Genomic DNA, 23,583 nt, shown 5'->3' with positions numbered 1-23,583 from the left:
AGTTAATCTAGGGCTTTTTTGTTTGTTAGTAATAAACCGCTTAAACGCCCGACAGTAAAGATACAACTAACCGATACAAGCCCAGCCAGCATAGGCATCATACTCAACCAGTAACCTAACGACAGCAACCACACCGGCACCCCAGCTAATAGAAATACCATACAAAACCCAGCAAATCGCCAACCTACTGGCAACTTCGCCAAAAAAAGCCCCCAACACAACGTTGCTAATATACCAAGGATAACTGCCCACACAGACAAGGAGGGCGACAGCATATATCCACGATTTAATGTACTAAAAATAAAGGCATGAATTTCTGTGGAAAAAAATGAATTTTGCGGTAAAACCTTTAACTTATTCTCAATTGTTGGAGCGCTAATCCCCACAAATATAGCCTTATTTCGCAACTTATCTTTGGGAACTGAGCCATCAAGTAAAGCCCATAATGGGTAACGCAGTACATGTTGCTCAAACGAGGCCAAACCAAATGGCAACAAAAGCTCATAATCACGGCTCCACAACTTAGAGAAGCCTACATGTAGGTAAGGTGTTCTTAAACCAGAAAAGTCATCTGCTTTCACAGGTGCATAGACATGAAGAGAAGCCAGCGCCAAACTAGGCCACCGAGGAAAGCCCATGCCTGCATAAAGATAGCTACGCCGAAGATATTCATCCTCGTCTAAAGAAAGATCGGCATGACCCATTACTGCTTTTGGTAGTTCAGCAGCATTTAAAGGTTTTAATTCTCGGCCATTCTCTGCGATCAAAGGCAATATCACTCGACCGCTCTGCTTGATTGCATCAACCAAACGTTTATCACCTAACTTGTTATCAAGATCTTCACCGATAAACGCAACATTATACGTGATAGATGAGGCTTCAGCTGAAGATAACCTCTCTATCACCTCCGCATGGATGCCACGATTTAGCGGCCACCCCGAAAAGCGGTCGATACTTTCTTGGTCGATATCAATTAACACAACATCTTTAGGCCTATAGTCCACAGATGCGTAGTACTGATTCAACAAGTCGTAGGCGAATCGATCAAACCAAACAGCCAAAGCTGAAGAGCTTACCAAAACAACAATCGTAAATGGCAGCGTCAGAAAGACTAAAAACCTAACCCCTTGGAGCATTACAAAATCAACAGTAAGGTTGCTGCACCAGAAAAGAGAAGTGGCCACCAATTCTCTATTGGCTGCTCAACCTGCTGTGGAGCCGTCCATTCACCTGCATAATCATCAGCATCGAATGCCCTAACTCTTATGTAATATGTACCAGGCTGTGGCTTATCTATAGCTAATTCAGCTTTATCAGTGTTTTTATCAACCAGAATATCGTTAAACTCTTGGTCACTTGCAAATTGCAGTTGGTAATATTTAATATCTGGTTCAGTATTCCAACTAAAAAACATCTCATTTTCACTACTTACCGGTGCCTGTAGTTCTGGTTTCGCAGGAACAGGCTTGACGGTAAATTCACCAGCAAAACCGAGTGGGCCCACTTTTCCTTGCGAGGTTACACTCGTAACACGCCAATAATAATCGCCAGGCTCCATAATATTTGCTGTAAAACGAGTATCTGAGATATCACTTTCCTGTAAAGCTAAGGTTTCAAAATGCTCATCCTTAGCTATATCAACTTGAAAACGATCTGCTAGCTCTGGACGAGACCAAACAAATTCCACTTCACCAGAATAAATAGAATCAGAAGGGCGTGGTGCTTGTCGAACGGGAGGAAATGGTCGTGCATCAATAGTGATTTCCTGCACTGAAGAAAAACCTTGCAGGCCCTCTTCACTAATCGCACGAACCCTAAGCCAATAGCTCTTATCTTGCAGCGATGAAGGTAATCCCATTTTCGGCTGATCCGAAACAGAATCATAAACAATGGCGGTAAACAGCTTATCAGGTGAGATCTGTCCACGATATTTAGCCGCATCTTTCAGTTCACTCCACACCAACTTACTCGGCAGATATTGAATCGGCGCACTTAAATCAGGCAGTTCAGGTGCAGAAAGAAGCTTTGTGGGCTTAGCGGGCGGCATATCTGCTTTTGCCAACGTCCCATAACCTTGACTTACAGTAGTACCACCTAAATTATTTTCAACACCGATTTTACCCTCGACAACTTCAGCCGCTGTATTTGAACCTTTAGCACGCACTCGATATGTAGTGCCTTTCGTTGTTGCAAAGGCAACGGGGGTATCGATTAAGAATTGGGAACCCGGTACTTTTGCAGGGTTCGCTCTAATTTCTGCCTCACCCTCCTCAAGAAACACTTTAATATCTATAACTTTACGTTTACTGCCAACAACAGTCGCTTGCCTAATCTTTAGTAAGCTGTTTTCAAGAATCAAGACCTGTGTGCCGTCGTCAAATTCCAACAACACGGACGATTGAGGAGAAGTCTTTATCTGATCTCCCTGTCCTAAACCTTGGCCTCGAACTAATGGCAAATGAGCTTTGACTGTACCGTCATTCATAACCACTTGTGCTGTTACTGTACCGCTAACATCTAAAATTGTAATATCCGACTGACGCTCTTTAATTAACGAACGCGGTATTTTAAGCACGGTACCCGGTAGCATCTGCCTATCATTACTAATATTATTCAGACGCTCTATAGTTTTCCATTCTCGCCAATCCGTCAAAAGCTCATGGGCAATACTCCACACAGACTCCCCTGGCTGCATAGGATAATTCCATTCACTCTCTGTTTCTGCCAGCACAGTCTGAGAAAACATTAACATGCAGAGCAATGCTAAACTTTGTTTTAATTTCATCACTGAATAACGTCCTGTTTCGCGTATTAAAAGAGATGGTGAATCGAGTTTTAATTAAGCTTATATTCAGCCTAGTACAAACAACCGCATTAACATTAAAACTCTTCCATAGGCCCTATATATAACTTATCATTTTCCCACTAATTCAACTATCTAGCTAGCATTGAAAAAGCCGTTTTATAATATGACATACCCAATTATATGAGTATAATCATCCCTTAAATCATTACATGATACGCTTTAAATCCATGCAGACATTCGAAAAAGATTCTAAAAGTAAACGACTCCGCACAGCGATAAGCGCTATTATTTCCACAGCTATTTTAACGGGCTGTGGTGCTCTTACCCAAAAAGCAGCCCAAGAGTCGAACAACGAACAATCAGACTCTGGCTTTTGCTACAACGGTGGACGCACAAACGAGTATAGCTGCGACCCAGAAAAAGCAACCCCGCAAGCAGACATGCGGACAGCGGATATCGATGAAGAATGGATGAACGAAAAGCTATCAGAAGTTCGTTCTTGGCTCGCCGAAGAGAAGCAAGCCATTCTTAATGGTGAAGCATCTCCAACAGATAAAACAAGCACAACGCCTCAAGAATATATTACAACAGTCAGTATAAGCACACCTACACCTCAGCAAACCTCTCCTGAGATAGCAAAAATTTTACGCTTCAGCCAACAAGGCCAACATAAAGCCGCACTGACAGCGATTGATAAACTCATTGCTGAAAATCCCAATATGGCTGCAGCAAAGTTGACTAAAGGGATTGTTACCAACCAGATGGGCGATAAAACATCCGCTAAATCTATTTTTACACAGCTGATGATAGCCTACCCTGATAGACCCGAAGCGTTTAACAATCTCGCTGTCATTTATGCTGAAGAGGGTAACTTCGCCCAAGCAATAGAAACCTTACAACAAGCCTTTCAGACCCACCCAAGCTATGCCCAAGTACATAGCAACCTGAAAGAGCTCTATGCGACATTGGCATCTCAGGCTTACAACAAAGCTCTTGACCTTGGAAGTATCGCCGCTAGCCCTGAACTCACAATGATCGATCGAGTACCTAGCGATATATCTGGTAATAGTTCTGATCAGTTACTACTCGTAAGCAACGCCGCGACGTTGAGTGCACCGCTACAACAGCAAGAAGCAAATCCCGCTGAAGTAATACCTACACTGTCAAAAGCTGATGCAACTAAGCAATCTTCTAATGTTATACAAGCCGAAAAAACAGCTGCTGAAATTGCGGCACTCAGCAACCAAAACCTGCCTCCGGCAAAAAAACCAATCATTCACGAGGCAGGACCGAAACCAACAGACCACATAGTCAAAGCACTAGATACAAAACTTGAAAACCACCAAGTTGCCGATCAAGAAGTACCTTCCAAAGCAGTTTCTACTCCCCTTGTTTCAACAGAGCAAGAGATCACTCAAAGCTTACAACGCTGGGTTCAAGCATGGAGCAATAAAGATTATCAAGGCTACATAAGCGCTTATACTCCTATGTACCGACCTAATTCAAAACTAAGCCATCAGCAGTGGGTTGATCAGCGTAAACAACGCATAACTAAACCTAAATTCATTCATGTAGATATAAACAATATTCAGATTAACATTCTGGGGCAGAATTTAGCGGAAGCACGCTTTGAGCAGCGTTATGAATCTGACACTTATAAAGATGCGGTCAAAAAGCGGGTAATGATGGTCAATTCCAATGGACAGTGGAAGATCAGCCTTGAAAGAAGCCTAGGTTTAATCCAGTAAAACTTATTGATGAGAATGAATAAAAAAACGTCCTTTACTGGACGTTTTTTATTGGTCACAAATATTACAACTCAGATCCAGGTCGTTTTAATACGACGGTACCCTCAGCTGCTTCTGACGCAATTTTCCAACCCTCTGCAGTTAACTGCAACTCTAAACGCTTTGTAGTCTCATCAGCATAGCCAGGCTTTTCAAAACGCTGATAGAACTCAATACGATACCAATGGGTGTTTAAACGTGAAAAGGTTGGTGTTCCTAGCTCAAGCTTTATCCATTCTGGCGACAATAATCGTTCTTTCCTAAACTGCCTCCACTCCTCTACTGGCATATCTACACCATACAGAGAAGCATCTTGAATATAACTCCCTATATAAACATCCCAGTTTTGAGATTGCCAAGCTTGATGCCAAACCTCAAACACCTTCCTTACTTCATCCTCATTATTCATCGCAGCGACTGGGCTCACTTGCTTTTCAGATGTCTCATCTTCTAATAATGAATGATTCAACACATTGCCTGGCGTTGTGGAGATTACCTTCAGAACATCTCGACCATCAATGTTCCCTGTATAACTTGGAGAGAAACCGGCATCATTAACAGCGATAAACCTACGAGTTAGTTCACTCTTATCACTCCATAATTCACCTTTTGCCTCTTCAACCACTGCGGTCAAATCGGCGACAAGAACCGGATTTAACATTATTTGGTTCTGAGCTGCTGAACCGGCATGATCAATATTTTGAGTAGCTCGTATCGACTCTAAAGGAACAGCCTCACCATTTAACTTGACCTGTGGTGTTATCGGCTCTGAAACTTGCTCTAACACTTCATTATTAGTCACTTCTTCATCATCCAGAAGTTCGACCGTTAAAGGCACCATTGAGTCTTTAACAACCTCATCAATAGTCGCCGAAACTTTATCCTCTGAAGCTTCGCCCATAAAACCGCTATACCAAGTCCAAAGACCCAACCCGACTAAAGCGATAAATCCAATCCAGAGTATAGTCTTAGCAAAAAAGGCAGAAGAGCTGTTGGCATTAAAACCATCTTGATAGAAGCCATCCAGCTTAGCCGCTAGGGATGGATTAACCTTCAAGATTGAGACAAGCTCGGGCGTACTCACTAGCAAAACAACAACAGCAGCACCCTGTTCATCACATACCGAAGGCAAACTCAAAAGGTAAGTTAACGCCTGTACATCAACACTTTCGCAATCAATTGTGATTAACAGCTTTTTGCCCACTAAAAGGCGTTTTTTTAAGGCTTGAAGAATTAAGGATGCACTTTGTTCAACAGAAAGGTAGTCGGCCAAAGCCGCCTGCAAACTAAGGAATTCTAGCTTGCCCTCACATTGAAAGTGATCTGGATAATGTTGCTGAGTTTGTGCTAAAAGCTTATTGACCCAAACCCTAGGGCCATCAATACGAACAACCTGATGCTGATCTATATTTTGGAGTAATAGCTCAGAAGCATTCATATATTATAGCGCCCAGCTCACTTAGCATGGATTAAGGTTTACCTACAGAAGGTAAACCTTCATAAGCAATTCGCCAGCGGTCATTTTCAAACGTCCAATATTGACGCTTAATAGACTTCCCTTGAAGGTTGCTACTTTTATAATCTTGGCGAAAAGTAGCCACAACAAGATCTGGGTTGTCTGGATAGCGATAGAGACTTAGGTTATCAACATCAACATCTATGAATTTTTTACTGCGATTTACGCGCTTTTTATAATTAGAGAACTGTTTCAGATCTCTTTTCCCATCATGATAGTTTGTCGCATAATTCTGAATATAACGAGAATGTTCAAGGCTTTCCCAATCAGCAGCCCAACGCTCAATTAAACTATTAAAACGTTCACGTTGCGCTAACCAGTCCTGTTTTTTAATCCAACGAATGTTATGCCCCACCAAAACAGGGGTGTCTTTAAAATCTATCTTTTGGTCAAGTTCGATAAAATCTGGATTCGTAAGGGAGATACACCCTTCACTGGCTTTAGGCGGGCGGCTGTAAGTTTCAACTGGAGATCCATGTAACCATATACCATTACCTGTTCTTCCTAAACGCTCATCCCATACATTAGGGTAATTGAGTGGCAATGCACCAGACCCATAACGTGAAGGTAGATTCTTATCCTCTAAACGCCCTGTAATAAAATAAACGCCTAATGGTGTTTTTAAATCTCCTCTTTTCTCTTTGCCAACTCCACCTCGTCCGTAGGAAGCATAGAAATCTTTGACTAAAACAGGAACACCATCATGATTTTTAAACAGAAATAACCGAGAGAGTCTCGTATCTACAACGACTGCATATTTCTGATTTTCTGACATTTTCAACATATCAGCAGGTAGCATATCAATGGATGGCTTTTCCATCTCCATCAATAAACGCACTTTAGCTTCAGAAATTAATCCATCTATTTTCTGTTTATCATTATGGCTGCCAGAGCTACTTAAAGGCGCTCCTTGTGCTTGAGCAGATAAAATATCTGCATAGACAAGCTGAGCAAGGCGAAAGTCTGGGCGGCGTTCAGTCAACTGTTTCAGGTCAATTAATGCCGAATCTAACTCATGACTACTCAGATTCTTTAAACCACTTAATAAAAGCTCTTCATTACCATCAGACAAACCATAAGGACTTTGAGATAACTCATCCGCTGCGGCATTCCCAAATGAGGAAAGTATTACCCAAGCAATTACAGAACCGATCAAACTTTTTGTCATTTACCCAAACAACCCCAACGTAATTTAAGCTCTAATTATAACGATATTCAGTGTTAATGGGACTTAATTTATTTAGATAAACAGCTAATTTCGAAGAAAACTCTGCCTGAACGTTATTTTATAGCATCTAAATCAACACTTTCTAAAACACTCCGCCTTATTAAGCTCGTGGTCGCTTATTTAAAACAAAGTTTTCAACCAATCAAAGCATACTTTTAGTAGCTACTAACGGAAACAGGTCAACCTCTCTTAAATTCAACCTCTCTTAAATTCAACCTCGCTTACATTCAACAAACAACGATCAATCCCTGTTGTTTAAACTCAATTAATCTCGCTATACTGCTAAAAAAGCTTTATTGAGAGAGAATTATGGACTGCCTTTTTTGTAAAATTATCAATAAAGAGATACCTGCACAGATCGTTTATGAAGATGAGCATGTAATTGCTTTTAATGATATTAATCCCCAAGCACCAACCCATTTGCTGATTATTCCTCGCATACACATATCAACGCTAAATGATATTAGCGAAGAACAAACACCTCTCATCGGTCACATGATAAAAAGTGCTGCCACTATTGCTAAACAGATGGGGTTTGAGGAAGACGGCTACCGCACAGTTTTCAATTGCAATGAAGATGGTGGACAAACGGTTTACCACATTCACCTACATCTGCTCGGTGGTAAAGCTATGGGTTGGCCCCCTTATCAAGATAAATTGAAAACAGCGATAGAGCAGTAAACAGCCGACTTAATAACCTTGGGCACTCTGTAATTGGAAGTCGTATCCAAAAGGAATATAATTGCAGCTAACTTATACATATAGAATGTAATCGAGATTAGCCTTAATCATGCTACAGGAAAATCAGCTTCACGCTGAGAGTAATCACGGATCAGAGAATAGTGAACAACCTTTAATAACCCCTTATCGACATAGGGGTTATAAAAAAGCACTTTATGCTTTACGTGATGCTCTCGATAATCACAGCGCAGTCATCCTCAAAGGGGTGGAAGGCACAGGTAAAACCACACTTGTATCTGAGCTGATTAGTGATTATCAACACAAAGGGGTTCCTGTTGTACGGTTCGATACGGCACTGACTAAACCGTCACAGTTTTATTCGAAACTAGCCGAATGCCTCAAGGTACCCAAACAAAAAAAAGATCTGATTCAAGCACTGCGTGACACTAAAGATGCGGGTCAATATTGCTTAGTCGTTATAGATCAAGAAGCTATAGATTCATCGGAAACTGTTGCTGACGCGCTTAAACAGCTTTGCTTAACATCAGAAACAACGGCTGGTGCAATTAAACTCATCGTAGTTCGCAAAGACTATTTAGTTATCCACACAGGTAAAACACCTGAGGCTGATTTTCATAATTGGATCAAAACTGAAGTCACTCTTAATCCTCTACAAATAGACGATATCGAAGGCTATCTATATTACCTGTGCGCTATAAAAGGCCTCCCCCCTACACCTTATGAAATAGGCACAGACTTCTCAATGATAGAACAAACAGAGGGGCGGATCAGCCGTCTAAAAGCCCTTTTGTTGCCTTTGATTCACAAAGATGTGATTACCCGTAAAGACTTTGCAAACAATGAACATAACAGCAAGCCTTTGCATACCAATCATTCAGGTATTTTTGCCTTAGCTTTTGTCGCCATACTAGCCTTAGGCGTCGGCATAAATCACTTTTTATTTTCAGATGAACCTCAGCCATCTTCAGAACCCCCAGCAGTAGCGGTCTTTGCTGAATCAGAACCCACAGCTTCAGGAACCCAGCAGACAGCGAATTTCAGTGTAACGCCGCCAAGTGTTGCCAAAGATAAATCGCAAAGCACGGTTAAGACTACGGATCTTAAAACCACTGATTTAACAAACCAAGGCACCAGCATATCGACAGCTAGTGCTAAGAATAACGCAGCTAACAAACCTGAGAACCCTCTACCTACCGATGCTTCACCCGACCAATTTCAAACTGAAGTAAAAATGAAACTACTACAGTTAGAGACTGAATTAACCGAGGCTAAAATAGAAAACAATCGCCTACAACTAGCATTGATTGAGGCGCAAAAAGAGCAGGACGCAAAAATACAACGCGCGCTTGATACGAAAAAGAAAGAGGAGCTTAGCTCCACTGTAGAAGCAGAAGCTACATCCAGTAACTCAGATAGCCCCTCAAAAGAAAGCCTTGCAGCTAATAAAACTGAAGCGCTATCACCGATTACTGAAACCTCAGCACAACTAACTTCAGAACCACTCAGTGTAGATCAAGCCAGCGTTACTAAAGTGCCACAAAACGATACAACACAAGAAGACTCTGCTACAGATAAGGTTGTAAGCACAGATCACAACACAACCCCTACTGTTGCGACCTCTCAGAAAGAGAAACAGCCATTAGATCAAGCGACAGCACTTATTAATCGTTGGCAGAATGCTTGGCAAACTCAAAACCATGAAGATTATATTTTCACTTACACATCCGTCTTTAATGGCCCATACAAAACTCATCAACGCTGGTTACAGAAAAGACACACCGCTTTAACAACACCGGAATGGATTAAGCTAGAACGAACGGAGTTCTCAAATATCCAGCTGTCCGATTCGACGGTGACCGTTGATTTTTGGATCAACTATGAAGCATCCAACGGCTATAAAGATAAAACCCTTAAACGCCTCACCATAGAGAATATCGAGGGTGAGTGGCTTATTAGTAAGGAACAAAATTTAGAAGTACAACCACTGCTTTAACAGTGCCTATCTTCCAGATACTTTGAATTTACAGGATGTACAACGATTACTTAGGTAATGGTTGTACTCTGTTTTTTACTGATTATCTAACAAGGGTATGCAGGAAACTCTGCAGCGTACTTATCTATCCACTCCTCTGCGGCCTCCTCTGAATTCAGCTGACGCCCCTCTTCATTAAGCACCTTCTGGCGATACTCCTCTATATGACAAACTTGCTCAACCATTCTTACCGAATAAGCCGTAGCAAAATCAGAAAAGCCTATACCTACTAGATATCCAGCACCCTCTCCTTTACACCAAAGAACATGACCAATCGTTTTAAATGAAGGATCATTTAACCAAATATCAACCTCAACAGCTTGCCCTGCACTCATTGCTTCAGGTGATTCACATGAAAGTCCACCCACACTAATATCATTTGTTTGAACACAGCGTGGAGCGTAACTCGATAAGCTCTCTGAGCTATAATTAGGTACAGAAAGTTGAATAGGTATTCCTGTAGCATGCCTTATAAAACGGCGAGGCATAACTCTCCCCCCTTTACCTTTAATACATCTCAGTGTAGACCTAATATAAAAAAAGAGAACATAAATGCTCTCTTTTTAGCTCCAAGACACGCTGGCACAGTAGTATTAGCCTTTACTCAATAGGTCTCGCAAATCAATAATTGACGCGTTTGCTCGAGAAATATAATTAGCCATTACCAATGAGTGATTTGCAAAAAGACCAAATCCCCCACCATTTAAGATCATTGGGCTCCATACAGTATCTTGAGTAGCCTCAAGCTCTCGTATAATTTGACGTAAACTTACCCGTGCATTTTTCTTTGCCAGTACCGGCCCAAAATCATGCTCGATCGCTTTCATAATATGTAATAAGGCCCATGCAGATCCCCGTGCCTCAAAGAAGACATCATCGATCTCTAGCCATGCAGTTTTGATTTCGGCCTCGCTCGCGACTACCGTGGACTGTTCCGCCTCGGCATCCCCTGCTAAATCCGTATTCAAACGCTTCTGACCTACACTAGCACTCAAGCGTTGTGACAAACTTCCCAAACGCGTTTGCACATCACCCAACCAGTTATTAAGATTATCTGCTCGAGCAAAAAACTGAGCTTCAGTTTCCTCTTTACTTACCAAAGCAAGTTGATAACTTAACAAGGCATCTAAACCCTCTTCATATTGCGATTCAGACGAAGGGATCAGCCAGCTATTGGCATCAAAGTTGAACTGCGGTTCAGCTACTGTCAGTGCTAAATATTCTACAGATTGAGATTGAGAACGACTAAAATCTTTCCGCATCGCTCTAGCTAAATCGCGGGATTGCACTAATACGCCATACTCCCAGTTACTAATGTTATCTAACCACACACCTGGAGGTGCTATATCATTACTAATATATCCACCCGGCTTATGTAGCAATGTATCAACCAAACGATGTAGGGTGAAAACTGTAGTGTACCCAGTAGTAATCTCTAGACCTCGCTCATCAGCGTCAATCTCTGCTTCAGATATAGGATCAAACGCACTTGGGGTAATACTCCAATAAATACCTAAAGGTATAGAGACAACAATCGTCAATAAAATCGCTGCAAAGAATGCGCGACTTATTTTACCGCCCGGCATGTTATCCCAAAAATCCAAAAACCAATCAATCAATAATCCCATGAAATTTCCTCAACCCATAAAGCGGCTATTACAATCTGACAACCTGATCCAACTCGCTATAACGCACATATTTTGCATTTTAACGTACAAGAAAACTCTATTCTAACAGCCCATAACTTTAGATGCGCACATTAAGTTCTTGCCTTAACAAAGATATATCAACATCACCTAATAAAAAATATTTCCACACTAAATGTTACCTATTTTTTTTATCAGCACTACCCATAAAACTAAACAAAAGAGGCCCTACAAAACAAGTACATATTATTTTAATATTCAACCCAATATTAAGTATTAGGCAAGATACCAAGTAATAATAAAACCTCCTCCTAAGTTTTAAATATTAATATCTTCAAACTCTTAACTTAAAATGACATACATCATTAGAAAAAAATGTTGCAGCGCGTCATAATTAAGCAATAAACTAAAGATATTCTGTTGTTAATACATCGCTTTAGAATAAGTATTGGCATGTTACTTTATGATAAAAAAATCCCGAGGCCTCAATGGTTATTCAAGAAAAACCGCCACTGCATGATCAGTTAGAGTTTTTTATACAACAAGCGGAAAAAGCACGCCCAATTCGCACGGTTGTTGCTCATCCTGTTGACAGTAACAGCCTGATCGGTGCTGTTGAGGCTGCGGAACATAATTTAATTATCCCTACATTAGTTGGCCCAGAAGATAAAATCAGGGCTGTTGCGGAAGAACAGAATCTAAACATAAATGATTTTGAGCTGATTAACACAGAACATAGCCATGCCTCCGCCGAGATCGCTTGCGAGCTAGTAAAGCGTGGTGAATCTGAAGCTTTAATGAAAGGCCACTTAGGTACATCAGAGCTATTACGTGCCGTAGTACATAAGATTAAAGGGATTCGCACTGAACGACGTTTAAGCCATGTCTTTGTCTTTGATGTTCCCAACTACCACAAGCCACTGATTATTACTGATGCTGCCATCAATATCGTTCCAGACCTCCATTGCAAAGCGGACATCACTCAAAACGCTATCGATTTCTGCCATGCTTTAGGTGTTGATATACCTAAAGTAGCCATTTTGTCAGCGGTAGAAAAAGTAAAACCTAATATCCAAAGCACCGTTGATGCTGCAGCGCTGTGCAAAATGTCCGACCGTGGACAGATTACAGGGGGCTTACTCGATGGCCCTTTAGCCTTTGATAATGCTATTTCACGGCAAGCCGCTATTGATAAACATATAGTATCGGAAGTTTCTGGCGATGCAGATATTCTTCTAGCTCCCGACTTGGAAGCTGCCAACATGATAGCTAAGCAATTGATTTATTTAGCCAATGCTAAATCAGCGGGTATAGCTTTAGGGGCGAAAGTGCCGATCATTCTGACTAGCCGAGCAGATAAAACATTGGCTCGTTTAGCTTCTTGCGCCCTTGCATCCCATATGGTTCATCACAAGAATTCATAACTATGAAAACAATTCTGACTGTCAATGGCGGCTCTTCAAGTTTGAAATGCGCCCTTTTTGAATTAAAAGGGAATTCGCTCACACTGCTTTACTGCTTTAAAGTGGGTAATATTTTAAATACAGCCCGCTTTAGAGTTAAAGATGCCAGCGGCACGATACTTGAGCAAAGCACGCCTGATTATCTATCAGTACCGATGGAAGAGCGCCACCAGGCGTGTTTACAAACTATTTTAGACTGGCTAAATCAGCATCTGCCTGAAAGTAGTTCAGTTGCCATAGGCCATCGCGTTGTACATGGCGGAGACCATTTTAGTGAGCCTTGCGTAATAAGCGACGAGATTAAAGCGCAATTAAACGCACTGATTCCTCTTGCGCCGTTACATCAGCCATACAACCTTCGCCTGATTGAAGCTTGTGAATCACTTGCCCCTAACCTGCCGCAAGTTGCCTGTTTCGATACGATGTTTCATAGTAAACAAAGCAACTTAGAAAAAAACTACGCCCTGCCTCGGCAATACACAGACGAAGGCATTCGGCGTTATGGTTTTCACGGCTTATCGTACGAATTTATTCAGCGCCAGCTTAATCAACTCCAGAGTCCATCACTGAATACAGTTGTCTGTCATTTAGGTGCAGGGGCAAGCATGTGTGCTATTAAGCAGGGCGCTTCAGTGGCATCTTCTATGGGGTTTACCGCTGTGGATGGTCTACCTATGGGGAGCCGTTGCGGTAACATTGATCCGGGCGTGCTGCTTTACCTCCAGCGCCAACACCAGATGGATGCCGATGAAATAGAAACACTGATCTACAAGCAAAGTGGCTGGTTAGGTGTGTCAGGAATCAGCTCCGATATGCTCGAACTTCACCGTGCAGAGCAACCAGAAGCCGAAGAAGCTATTGAGATGTTCTGCTATCGCGCCGCCTTAGAAATTGGCCGTTTATCTGCCGCACTAGAAGGCTTAGAACAGATCGTCTTTACCGGCGGGGTGGGTGAAAACGATGCCGATGTTCGACAAAGAATATTAAATCGATGTCGCTGGTTAGGTATAACCTACTCCGAAGATGCTAACCAAAAAAATGAAAATCTCATTAGTTTAAATGATTCAACTGTAACTGTACGCGTTATAGCCACTAATGAAGAAACGATGATTGCGACCCATGTTTTAGAACTTATCTCTTAGCCTAACGATTCACGGCTATGGGCGACGCTATTATGCATAATAACGTCGCCCTATTTTATTTCACTCATTTGTTACTATGCGTTAATCAACTTAGCGTTTCGGTTTACGTGGCGCTTTTTTCTTAACACCCGTGTCTTTCTTCTTTTTCTTACTGCTCGCTGCTTTACCTGAGGCTTTGAGTTTTTTCGGGCCTTTATAATTACCCACTAAACCTTCTATCAATTTACGCCTAAAACGCGTTTTTAGATAACGCTCGATAGAAGACATCAAGTTCCACTCAGTGGCATCGACTAACGACACCGCCTCACCCTCTGCACCTGCACGGCCTGTTCGGCCAATACGGTGTAGATAAACATCACCTTTACGAGGCATCTCAAAGTTAATCACCAGATCAACATCCTCAACATCTAACCCACGGGATGCAAGATCGGTTGTTACCAATACGGTTGTCGTTCCTTTACGAAATCCTTCGATGGTGGCAAAACGTCCCTTTTGCTGTACATCGCCATGTAAAAGCGCCGCTTTTAATTTATGGTAACGGAGAAAACCATCTAAACGACGTGCTTGGGTTTTACTGTTACTAAACACAATCGCTTTAGTGTATTCCTTATTTTTTAGCAGTGCGCACAGCTGTTTATCTTTATGCGCTACATCGTCAGAGAGAATAAGGTACTGCTTAATGCCCTCTGCCGCTTCACGCTTTTGGCCCACTTGTACCCATTCCGGCGCATCTAATATCTCATTAGCCAATGAACGTATAGCCGTTGGCAGCGTAGCCGAGATCAACAAGGTTTGGCGAGCATCAGGGCAAACGGACAAAATCTGTTGCAAGCTCTCCTTAAACCCTGTTTCCAACATACGATCCGCTTCATCTAACACAAGAAAATCTAAGCTATCAAACTCAATAGATTGGTTTTCGATATGAGGCAGTAAACGGCCTGGGGTTGCGATCACTAAATCCGCTGACGCTAAACGCTTTTCTTGTACTTTAAAGTCCTCACCCCCAACCACAGAAACCGCAGAAAGCTCTGTGTTCTGCGCTAATTTACTAAACTGCTGGAGTGTCTGATCCGCCAACTCCCGTACGGGAACTAAAACTAACGCACGTGGCTGTTTAGCCGGCGACTGCTGCCCCACCATGCTCTGGATTAACGGAATCAGAAACGCCGCCGTTTTACCGCTACCGGTTGGCGCACTCACCAGTAAGTCTTGCCCTTCCAATAATAAAGGCACCGCCCGCTGCTGCACCTCAGTGGCTTCAAGGTAGCCCGCCGCTTTCAAATTATTCTCAAGTTCAGGATGCAATGCGATATCGGTAAACATGGGTGTACTCATTAACAAGAAAAGCGATGAGCTGGATAGCAAAACCCAACCTCACCGCCTTAAAAAACGATGCACGTCGATATTAACGTACAAAAAAGTAGTCACGCGGAAAGACCGCTAACAAGAGATAGATATTACAAATCAAACCACTACAAAGAAACGGGCGTAGTTTGATCGCTTATATAAAAGATCATTACCCATTTTAACAGAATAAATCATTTTCACATGACTTCTGTGTGATTGGGGCAGATGTACTCTGAGGTTACAACAATAAAACGGGCAGCATAATTAAGAGATATACGGCCAACTCAAAAAAAACCAAACACCTCCCAATAAACACTTAAAGCCATCAATCAGCCACTTGCAGTAAAAACAAAGCCTAACTGCAAAACCAATAACGAGGAAATGAAGGGTCCTTTCTTTAAGAGTGCATGTCCCTCTTATTCCCATGTCCCTCTTATTCCCTTCTCCCATGTCGCTCTTAGTCCCTCTTTTTCACCAATTGCCATAATTATGTCGGTAGCCATCTTTATCTTTTTTGAGCGCGTCACCACCAAGGATAAAGCTGTTTTTTGATTGAAGGTAATCAATCAATTCTAGGGCGTCGGCCTTTATCCAAGCGACCTCACCAAGAACCAGTGGGGTTAGGTTCGATTAAAAAAGGTTAATCAAAGCTAGCAAACGCCAACCCTCGGTACCTCAATTTGATACAAGGTATTTATCAAAAATATACGCATGCACTGAGGGGTAATATTTTTAAGGTATGTCTATCCAGTTACTTTTCCATTGATTATGCCTAGATATAGCTGTCTTAACGTAGCTCTCCTCCACCATCTATACATGACTGTTTAAAGTAAGAATTGTCTGAATTGTAGGCGTAAGAAACCTTTAAACCCCAAGAAGTACTATAGGAGCAACTTGGAGCCCCCCCCCTACATGATGCTTCTACATTACCAAATGACTGGAAACACAGTGTTTTCATATCCTCTATTTGTCCTTTATCATCCATTATGTACTCATCACACTGCTTTCTAGAATAAAAAGTACATGCGAAATCAATTTTAGGAGATGGTGGTATAGAGATTTGCGTGGATGCTTGTGTTTCGCCCCCTCCTGCCTTTTTTTCCTCTAAAGGAATTGGTTGAGCATTGCTCACCGTACTCTTCGATACAGGTTTATTAGACTCTTCTGATTTTGGAATCTGGTTCATTTCAGTTGCCAATTGTTCTTGCTGGAGTTCTTTCGCATCTGGTTCCGTTACGACAACTCTTGCATTTACCTCAGGCTCATTCATTGACTCTAATAGTGCTACTTTCAACCTGGCTTCATCAGAGTGAAGTGCATTCGGGTATTGCTCTAGATATTCTTTGAAAGCATTTATCTCGTTGTCTGATTTGGCTTTCTGCCAATCATTTTCATAGGAGTTAATCATTTCTGCAATTTCGTGATAGGCTTCCTCCTCTGCTATACCTAAAGGCGTTTCACCATCGGAATTTTCAATATTTGGGTCGGCGCCATTTGCTAATAGAATGGATGCATTCTTAATTGAATTGCCTTTTACAGCTTCATGGAGAGGAGTTGTGAAATAACGGTATATGCCTGAGTGACAGGAAGTTACAGCCCCCCCAATTTTTATCAAGTACTCAAGAATTTCAGTGGCATTTTTATTATCAGCAAAGCCGCAAGTAGGAATTGTATAATGTGTGCCATCGTTTATCTGTGCTCTAAATTCAGGTGAGTCCATCAGTGCTTTCATCTCATTGAAGTCAGCACCCGTATCGGACTTCCAGTATAGGTCTCCGGTAGGAGTAGAAGCACAGCCCGTTAAAACTGCGGTCGAAATTAACGCTAAGCTGATAAATCTTTTGATCATCGATTGAACTCCTTTTAATGTCTATATACCACTACGGAGATTAATTTGCTTGGGCACTTAACACCAAGCTCAAGCGCCGCGTTAGCGGTCGACTTGGAGCGCCTTGTTATAAGCGAATTGCATACAATATATCCGTGAAGGAGTTCTGAACGATATTCCAAATACCATCAGACTCAGTTCTGACCAATGCATTGTTTTCAGTATCTTGATAAATAACTCGAACAGAAGCATGCTTGAGAATTGGCTCATTTTCTCCTTCAAACGTTAACTCTACTTCAACATGCGATACAGCCGCCGCCTGATCTTCAATAGAAAGCACCTTGAAGGATATGGGCACCCGCCTTCCGAAATCCTCCTTAGCTCTTCCCGATTTCTTTCCTATTGAGTCATCGGTGAAATATAAAAGTGATTTAGCTATTAAACCGTATCTTTTAGCTATCCAATTTTCTATAAACTCTGCCACAGCTCGCTCAGGTGTTCCTGATGGCAGGTGACTTGCTTCACCTGTATGAGGCAAATATGAAATTTCCTCATTGTTGCGTGGCTTCCATTCCTCCAATAGCTTTTTCTGACGATTATTTTCGGCTAACCGAGTTAATATTTCTGACCATGACTTTTCTTCTTTTGACTTGGGTGTTTTTTTCCCATCCGCTAAAGCGACAGCCCAATCTCTAGTCGCAAATAGAGCTGCCCAGACCTTTGCTGCTACGAGCTTGTTATCAAAGGCAAGCTCCCTTCCGTGTAGGATTCCATGCCTGAAGGGAATGGAAATACTTTCCTCATTTGTCTTGTTTCTCCCCTTCGTCATGAGCGAAGCCAATGATTGTAGCCCAGATTCATGCGCTGCAATACAGTCCCAAGCTGTTACGTCTGTTGATTCAGCAAAAAAGCCAACATGCTTTGAAACATCATTTACAAGCCCATCTAACATACTCAGAAGCAGAGGAATGCAAGCATGATAACGACCTGCCAGATAATCCTTCCTTGCAAGTTCAGCAAGGCGGATTCGACGACGAAACTCTGGACTACCATTAAACCAGCGTATACCCCATTCTAAACAACCAGCATCATAAGAGTCGGCCAAGTATTGTTCCGCTGCATCCTTTCCATCGGTATCGTAAATTTTTATTGCTGCCTGCATTACTTCCATATTCATTGATTCGTATGCGATCCACCCCAGGTTCGCAAAACGTTCATTGAACCGATCAGGCACCTTCAGTATTTCTGCTTGTTCCTTAATCTTCTTGAATTCATTGAAGGTCTGTTCCATGTCAGGGAACAGGCGGCGAGCGAACGGAAAAGCCTTATATAGAGTCTCCAAGCTTTCAAACGCTTCAAATTGCTTTATCAACTCGGCACTTGTCGGATTGTCGATGATTTTCTTTGATTTACTCACAGACTTTCCTTGAGCTTATAACGTTTATATTTACGGGGGTCCGTGTACCACCCACATCGCTATTAATTAAACATAGATGTAATTACTTAAAAAAAGGGAGAAAACAAAGAATTGAATCGTACTCTTCCGTGACAAAACAAGCATGCGCATTAATAACTGATATACCTATAACCTATTAAAAAAAGATCCGTAGATCTATCCATGCCAGACATCCATCTGTCTGATTTATAAATATTTTTAACCTAGCCTAGATCGGATTACAAGCATCCTTTGGAGTAACAAACTCAGAAAAGGGCAAACTTAAGGGGTATGCATCCTTGTGAAAAGCAACCGTAGAACCAATGAACTTAATAAATCTACGCTGGCCTTATTTACCCCAATTTCGCTCAGGGGCTGAGCGCCTACATCAAGCCCTCTGGTAGAGGTGTAGAAAACCAACCTTTAATCGATGCTTGCTGACCACAGGATTTTAACTCATTGATCACAATGTTCGCGGGTTAAATGCTTAGACCTGCCCGACTCTGTTGACTATCAGCTAAAACATCGAATAAAACGCGTTAAAAGCCAAATTAAGCGCCAATCGGGGTACATAACTCAAGCAAAATACCTGAAGGGCAACGTACATAAGAAACCATCTGTCCCCACGGTTTTGACTCAGGTGCCTTTAATTCAATCGCCCCAGACTTAATTGCTTGATTGTGTGCCAAAATCACATCATCAGTGACTAAAGCGATTTCTATACCTAACGGATCTTTTGACTCAGAGGCGCTAACATATTCGCCCTGAAGGTTTAATTTCCCCAACTCATGTGAGGCAAAGGACAATACCGTTTCTCCAGTATCCAGCTCGCCATAATCTTTTTCGTCTGTTATAAATTTGCGTTTCATGTCAAAGGCTTGTTCAAAAAAGGACAACGCCCTATCAACATCTGAAACATAGTTAATCGTATAGCCAAATTTCACCACAATAGCTCCCTTTATTGCGCTATAACCTTCGCTAAAGATACACCAATATTTATAACATCAACACCTTGATTTAGGCGGATATTGGCATGCCTTCTTTACTTGCCTTCCACGTATGCCTACAGAGTCAAGAAAGTCAGCCTCTACATCGTTTAACCCCCTAACCAACCTCCCTTTAAGCATCGACTGTCTTAATTAGCTGGTAATGCTCGAATGGATAAAAGAATGTCCCGAACGATGGCCTCTCGTTTATAAAGGTCTTCCCACCCATGGGGAGTATCTATATTTAATGCAAAAAAGACAGGGCCAGATGGCCACTCTACCCATCCAACCCACCAGCCGTAGCGGCCTTCCCATCCAGTTTTTGCGCGTAGTATCCAGCCCTTTCCGGCTTCAACTATCATAAGATCCTTTAAGATAAGCTGATGCTCTCGCTTAAACGGAAGCTTATTTTGATAGAGCTTTTTTAAAAACCCTACTTGCTCCATCGCGGATAACGCAAGCTTACCGTCAAGCCAATATGGGCCACCTTCTGCACTTGGGTCCATATTTCCATAGTCGATTCGTTTTAGGTAAGCCCTTGCTTTCTTCTTACCAATCGCCTTTGCAAAATTTTCATACACCCAAACAGCAGAATTCCGCATAGCCGAGCGCAAGTTCTGATCTTGATTATGAGGCGTGTAACTTCGTTTTACGCCATCCCACGGAAATACCTGAAATTCATCCTTAACAACCCCTGCATCTAAAGCGAAAAGCGTATGGGGAATCTTGAAAGTAGAGGCCGGAGAATAGCGCTTACTAGCCCGTACGCTGTTATAAACACTCAGCTTTTTAGACAAGTCGCGACGATCAGAAATAACAATAGTGCCTGCCACGTCATAGTTATCAAAGAACACCTTCCACTCAGGCCTTTCTTCCTGAGCGAACACTTCAGAGCAAAAAAATACGGAAAATAAAAAGAAAATGATGTATCGAGTATTCACCTTATATCCTTGGTATTCAGTGCTTTGCTCACCGGAAAGGTAGGAGCATAGTTTATTATCCAGTGTGATATATTTTAGTATTCTTTGCTAATAAAGCCTCATGTTTCGGCGTGCCCTCTTCATTCTAACGTTAGACGAATCTCGGACGTATCTTCAGCTAACGCTTACTCTCATACCTCTGTCACCTTCAAAGACCTAACCCCTCTACCTCTGCCCCCTCCACAGAACCCCTCGTTTTATTCGGTGTGCACAATTCTCCGCCGATAGCCAACCATAACAAGTAAAAATAAACAGGCAATACCCACGGATAACGGAAAAAGCAGAGTTGCCAGTGAATAGCTCTCTAACGCTAATAAAGCGAAAATATTTCTTGCCATAAACAACAAAAAAAAAGCCATATTTTCTTGATGGGGGAAATCATACGCCTTACGTATTGTAGGACCAAAGCCAAGCAAATCTACAATCGTAAGAACCACAACAGCCCACAATGGGTTTGAAGTGAAATACCAAAACGGAAGTGAAGCTAGTGCGGATAGAAAAAACACCCAATCCATTTTCGTAATAGAAGCATCCGAACGCTTTATAAAAGCTAATAGCGCAATAAAAGCTGCAACGAAGCCCGAAACCCCAATTGGCCATGCACCAATCCCCCCTTCAGCTTCAAGTTGAGCAAAGAATACGATTGACGTAGTTGTACCCCAAATAATCCAAGAAAAAATATGCGGTTTTGTAGCCTCTGCAAATATCGAACGAATGTAAGGAACAAAAGCCACAAAGGTAAGGGTTATCGCAACACCGCTAAAAATAAGCTTTAAGCTTTAAACTTGAATCCATAATTTCTACCGATGGCTTTCTTATTAGAGATAACGCAGTTAAAGATAAATGGGGCTACCTACCTCCCCATTTATTATTTGTAAAGCAGGTACTTTTCCTTGGAAATAATCAGATAGCCAGAAATGACCGCACGAATTATCAGTTTAAAATATCCTCAATCCAATCTAGAAATTTGGCTGAACTTCTCGTTCCGAAGTTATCCTTATTGGGTACGTAATAGCATAAATCCGATTTGACCGGACGAGTATTAAAGTGTTGTATAAGGTTAGTTTTTAACAGCCTTTTAGTGAGCGTCGTAGAACAAAATACAAGCCCATTTTCTGCCATAGCCTTCTGTATCCCAAAAAGCTCTTGATCAAATTTTTTAAGCTTAATATTAGCGCCATCCAGTCCATTTTTTTCTAACCAAGTGGCTAGTGGCGGATCAGGTAGCAATGTATTTTTCCACTTCGTTGTAAAAAGGGTAATAGGCTCATTGGACCAAGAAGGCGATGTCATTCCATAAGCACCAAATACATTGAATGACTCATATTTAATAATATCAGAACCCTCAACAACTGAAACATCACCAACCCGAACAGGAATAATATAGGATTGGTTATCGATAGACTCGCCAGTCGATATTTCCATAGAAAGATCGGGATTGACCTGTTCAAATTCATGCTGCGAAGGAATCAGCACTAGCGCTGCTAATGATGATGTTGTCGTCACCCTGACAGCACATCCTGCCTTCATCACCTCGTCTAAAGCACTTTCAATTTTCCGAAACCCATCTGAAGTCGCTTTAGCTAATTTTACCCCTGTTCCAGTTAGAGAAACCCGTCTCCCCTTTCGATGAAACAAGGTTACATTTAGCCGGCTTTCCAAGTTGCTAATATGGTGAGAAATGGCTGTTGGCGTCAGCGAAAGCTCTTCTGCAGCTAACTTAAAACTCCCCCGACGGGCAGCCGACTCGAAGGCTTTCAGAGCCTGTAGCGATACCTGCAAACTTAATCTCCAACTTACAACGGGTTCATCGACAGTGTAGATGATTTAAACTCATCTACAAGTATATTCTTTCCATTTGTTCTGTTCTACCTAGGCTTACAAAATAGTCCCTGTTATCAATCAACTGAGGCACTGGAAATGAACACAATATTACACATAGACTCAAGCGTTAGATCTGTAAAAAACCCGAATCCAGATCACGATTCCATATCAAAAAACATTGCTCTTCGCTTCGTCAACACATGGAAACAGAATCGGCCTGAAGATGAGTATATCTATCGTGATGTTGGAGTGAATCCACCTGACTTCATAACACAAGACTGGATTGCCGCGGTGTTTACCCCTGAGGAAAAAAGGACTCCGGCACAGAAAAAGAGACTGGCACTATCAGATAAACTGATAGCTGAAATAGAGGCAGCCGATGTTATCTTAATTTCCTCACCAATGTATAACTATGGTATGCCGGCTCAACTTAAGGCGTGGTTCGATCAAATTGTACGCATAAATAAAACCTTTGATTTTGATACCTCACGAGGAGACTTCCCACTACAGCCTCTACTCTCAGGAAAAACACTGGTTATAGTCACATCCAGTGGAGAGTTTGGTTTTGAAAAGGGAGGACTAAGAGAGGGTTCAGGTCACCTAACGCCACATCTACGGACATTGAGCAAATATTTAGGGGTAGAAACAATCTATGAGATTACTTCCGAATACCAAGAATTTAATGACGAGAGGCACCGCGTTTCAGTAGCCAATGCAAAAGGCCGAGCCGAAAGTATTGCAGCAGAACTTAGTTCCTAAACCTTGGTTCCATTGAACCTATTGTTACATAATTCTAGAGCTACACGACTGTTCATATTGCGACATCTATTGATAAAAACACGAACCAAACCACATAGTTTG

19 protein-coding genes are annotated in these 23,583 nt (G+C 41.9%); 6 read left to right on the top strand and 13 right to left on the bottom strand.

Features of this window, described 5'->3' with window-relative positions:
- Nucleotides 1-2: 2 nt before the first annotated feature.
- A complete protein-coding gene (locus tag ACOQOE_RS05325) occupies nucleotides 3-1,184 on the bottom strand; it encodes a CHASE2 domain-containing protein (RefSeq protein ID WP_420555104.1) in 1,182 nt (393 codons plus the stop codon).
- Nucleotides 1,136-2,785 (bottom strand): FecR domain-containing protein, encoded by a 1,650-nt coding sequence (locus ACOQOE_RS05320; protein ID WP_420555103.1) that lies wholly within the window; start codon nucleotides 2,783-2,785, stop codon nucleotides 1,136-1,138. Before ACOQOE_RS05320 ends, ACOQOE_RS05325 begins: the two co-directional genes overlap by 49 nt.
- 248 nt (nucleotides 2,786-3,033) lie before the next feature.
- On the opposite strand from ACOQOE_RS05320, the gene ACOQOE_RS05315 reads away from it, so the two are divergent.
- Nucleotides 3,034-4,554, top strand: coding sequence for a tetratricopeptide repeat protein (locus ACOQOE_RS05315; RefSeq protein WP_420555102.1), 1,521 nt, complete (start codon nucleotides 3,034-3,036; stop codon nucleotides 4,552-4,554).
- 64 nt (nucleotides 4,555-4,618) lie between these two features.
- Here ACOQOE_RS05315 and ACOQOE_RS05310 read toward each other — a convergent pair whose 3' ends face one another.
- On the bottom strand, nucleotides 4,619-6,031 hold the full coding sequence (locus tag ACOQOE_RS05310) for a L,D-transpeptidase Cds6 family protein (RefSeq protein ID WP_420555101.1): 1,413 nt from the start codon (nucleotides 6,029-6,031) through the stop codon (nucleotides 4,619-4,621).
- Nucleotides 6,032-6,062: 31 nt separating this feature from the next.
- Nucleotides 6,063-7,277 (bottom strand): L,D-transpeptidase family protein, encoded by a 1,215-nt coding sequence (locus ACOQOE_RS05305; protein ID WP_067862139.1) that lies wholly within the window; start codon nucleotides 7,275-7,277, stop codon nucleotides 6,063-6,065.
- Between the two features lie 369 nt (nucleotides 7,278-7,646).
- Between ACOQOE_RS05305 and ACOQOE_RS05300 the strand changes: the two genes are divergently transcribed.
- The gene (locus tag ACOQOE_RS05300) at nucleotides 7,647-8,018 is read left to right on the top strand and encodes a histidine triad nucleotide-binding protein (RefSeq protein WP_067862141.1); all 372 of its coding nucleotides are present in this window, start codon (nucleotides 7,647-7,649) and stop codon (nucleotides 8,016-8,018) included.
- A 109-nt stretch (nucleotides 8,019-8,127) separates the two neighbouring features.
- Entirely contained in the window at nucleotides 8,128-10,032 is a 1,905-nt protein-coding gene (locus tag ACOQOE_RS05295; protein WP_420555100.1) for an AAA family ATPase, read from the top strand.
- An 86-nt stretch (nucleotides 10,033-10,118) separates the two neighbouring features.
- On the opposite strand, the gene ACOQOE_RS05290 is transcribed toward ACOQOE_RS05295, so the two are convergent.
- Together ACOQOE_RS05290 and ACOQOE_RS05285 are read right to left on the bottom strand one after the other, a co-directional pair.
- Nucleotides 10,119-10,559 (bottom strand): PilZ domain-containing protein, encoded by a 441-nt coding sequence (locus ACOQOE_RS05290; protein WP_420555099.1) that lies wholly within the window; start codon nucleotides 10,557-10,559, stop codon nucleotides 10,119-10,121.
- A 105-nt stretch (nucleotides 10,560-10,664) separates the two neighbouring features.
- Nucleotides 10,665-11,699, bottom strand: a complete 1,035-nt coding sequence (locus tag ACOQOE_RS05285) for a DUF2333 family protein (RefSeq protein WP_420555098.1) — start codon at nucleotides 11,697-11,699, stop codon at nucleotides 10,665-10,667.
- Nucleotides 11,700-12,205: 506 nt separating this feature from the next.
- Between ACOQOE_RS05285 and ACOQOE_RS05280 the strand changes: the two genes are divergently transcribed.
- Entirely contained in the window at nucleotides 12,206-13,141 is a 936-nt protein-coding gene (locus ACOQOE_RS05280) for a bifunctional enoyl-CoA hydratase/phosphate acetyltransferase (RefSeq protein WP_420555097.1), read from the top strand.
- Between the two features lie 2 nt (nucleotides 13,142-13,143).
- Complete coding sequence (locus ACOQOE_RS05275; RefSeq protein ID WP_420555096.1) at nucleotides 13,144-14,322, top strand: acetate/propionate family kinase; 1,179 nt, start codon at nucleotides 13,144-13,146, stop codon at nucleotides 14,320-14,322.
- A 90-nt stretch (nucleotides 14,323-14,412) separates the two neighbouring features.
- Here the strand turns inward: ACOQOE_RS05275 and ACOQOE_RS05270 are convergent, their stop codons facing one another.
- The 7 genes from ACOQOE_RS05270 to ACOQOE_RS05240 all read right to left on the bottom strand — a co-directional run bounded on the left by ACOQOE_RS05270 (nucleotide 14,413) and on the right by ACOQOE_RS05240 (nucleotide 22,680).
- A complete protein-coding gene (locus tag ACOQOE_RS05270; RefSeq protein ID WP_420555095.1) occupies nucleotides 14,413-15,645 on the bottom strand; it encodes a DEAD/DEAH box helicase in 1,233 nt (410 codons plus the stop codon).
- Between the two features lie 811 nt (nucleotides 15,646-16,456).
- Nucleotides 16,457-17,518, bottom strand: coding sequence for an ankyrin repeat domain-containing protein (locus ACOQOE_RS05265; RefSeq protein WP_420555094.1), 1,062 nt, complete (start codon nucleotides 17,516-17,518; stop codon nucleotides 16,457-16,459).
- 106 nt (nucleotides 17,519-17,624) lie between these two features.
- On the bottom strand, nucleotides 17,625-18,914 hold the full coding sequence (locus tag ACOQOE_RS05260) for a hypothetical protein (RefSeq protein WP_420555093.1): 1,290 nt from the start codon (nucleotides 18,912-18,914) through the stop codon (nucleotides 17,625-17,627).
- 569 nt (nucleotides 18,915-19,483) lie between these two features.
- Nucleotides 19,484-19,876, bottom strand: a complete 393-nt coding sequence (locus ACOQOE_RS05255) for a VOC family protein (RefSeq protein ID WP_067862443.1) — start codon at nucleotides 19,874-19,876, stop codon at nucleotides 19,484-19,486.
- 191 nt (nucleotides 19,877-20,067) lie between these two features.
- Nucleotides 20,068-20,859, bottom strand: a complete 792-nt coding sequence (blaOXA, locus tag ACOQOE_RS05250; RefSeq protein WP_075107877.1) for a class D beta-lactamase — start codon at nucleotides 20,857-20,859, stop codon at nucleotides 20,068-20,070.
- Nucleotides 20,860-21,095: 236 nt separating this feature from the next.
- Nucleotides 21,096-21,632 (bottom strand): hypothetical protein, encoded by a 537-nt coding sequence (locus ACOQOE_RS05245; RefSeq protein WP_420555092.1) that lies wholly within the window; start codon nucleotides 21,630-21,632, stop codon nucleotides 21,096-21,098.
- A gap of 199 nt (nucleotides 21,633-21,831) precedes the next feature.
- Nucleotides 21,832-22,680, bottom strand: coding sequence for a LysR family transcriptional regulator (locus tag ACOQOE_RS05240; protein ID WP_067862161.1), 849 nt, complete (start codon nucleotides 22,678-22,680; stop codon nucleotides 21,832-21,834).
- A 138-nt stretch (nucleotides 22,681-22,818) separates the two neighbouring features.
- Here ACOQOE_RS05240 and ACOQOE_RS05235 point away from each other — a divergent pair, with 138 nt between their 5' ends.
- Entirely contained in the window at nucleotides 22,819-23,481 is a 663-nt protein-coding gene (locus tag ACOQOE_RS05235) for an FMN-dependent NADH-azoreductase (RefSeq protein ID WP_420555091.1), read from the top strand.
- Nucleotides 23,482-23,583 lie beyond the last annotated feature (102 nt).

It is taken from the genome of Neptuniibacter marinus, assembly GCF_965223595.1.
Lineage (GTDB): Bacteria > Pseudomonadota > Gammaproteobacteria > Pseudomonadales > Balneatricaceae > Neptuniibacter > Neptuniibacter marinus.
The sequence above is the reverse complement of the archived record's forward strand: the minus strand, read 5'-3'. Positions and strand labels throughout refer to the sequence as shown.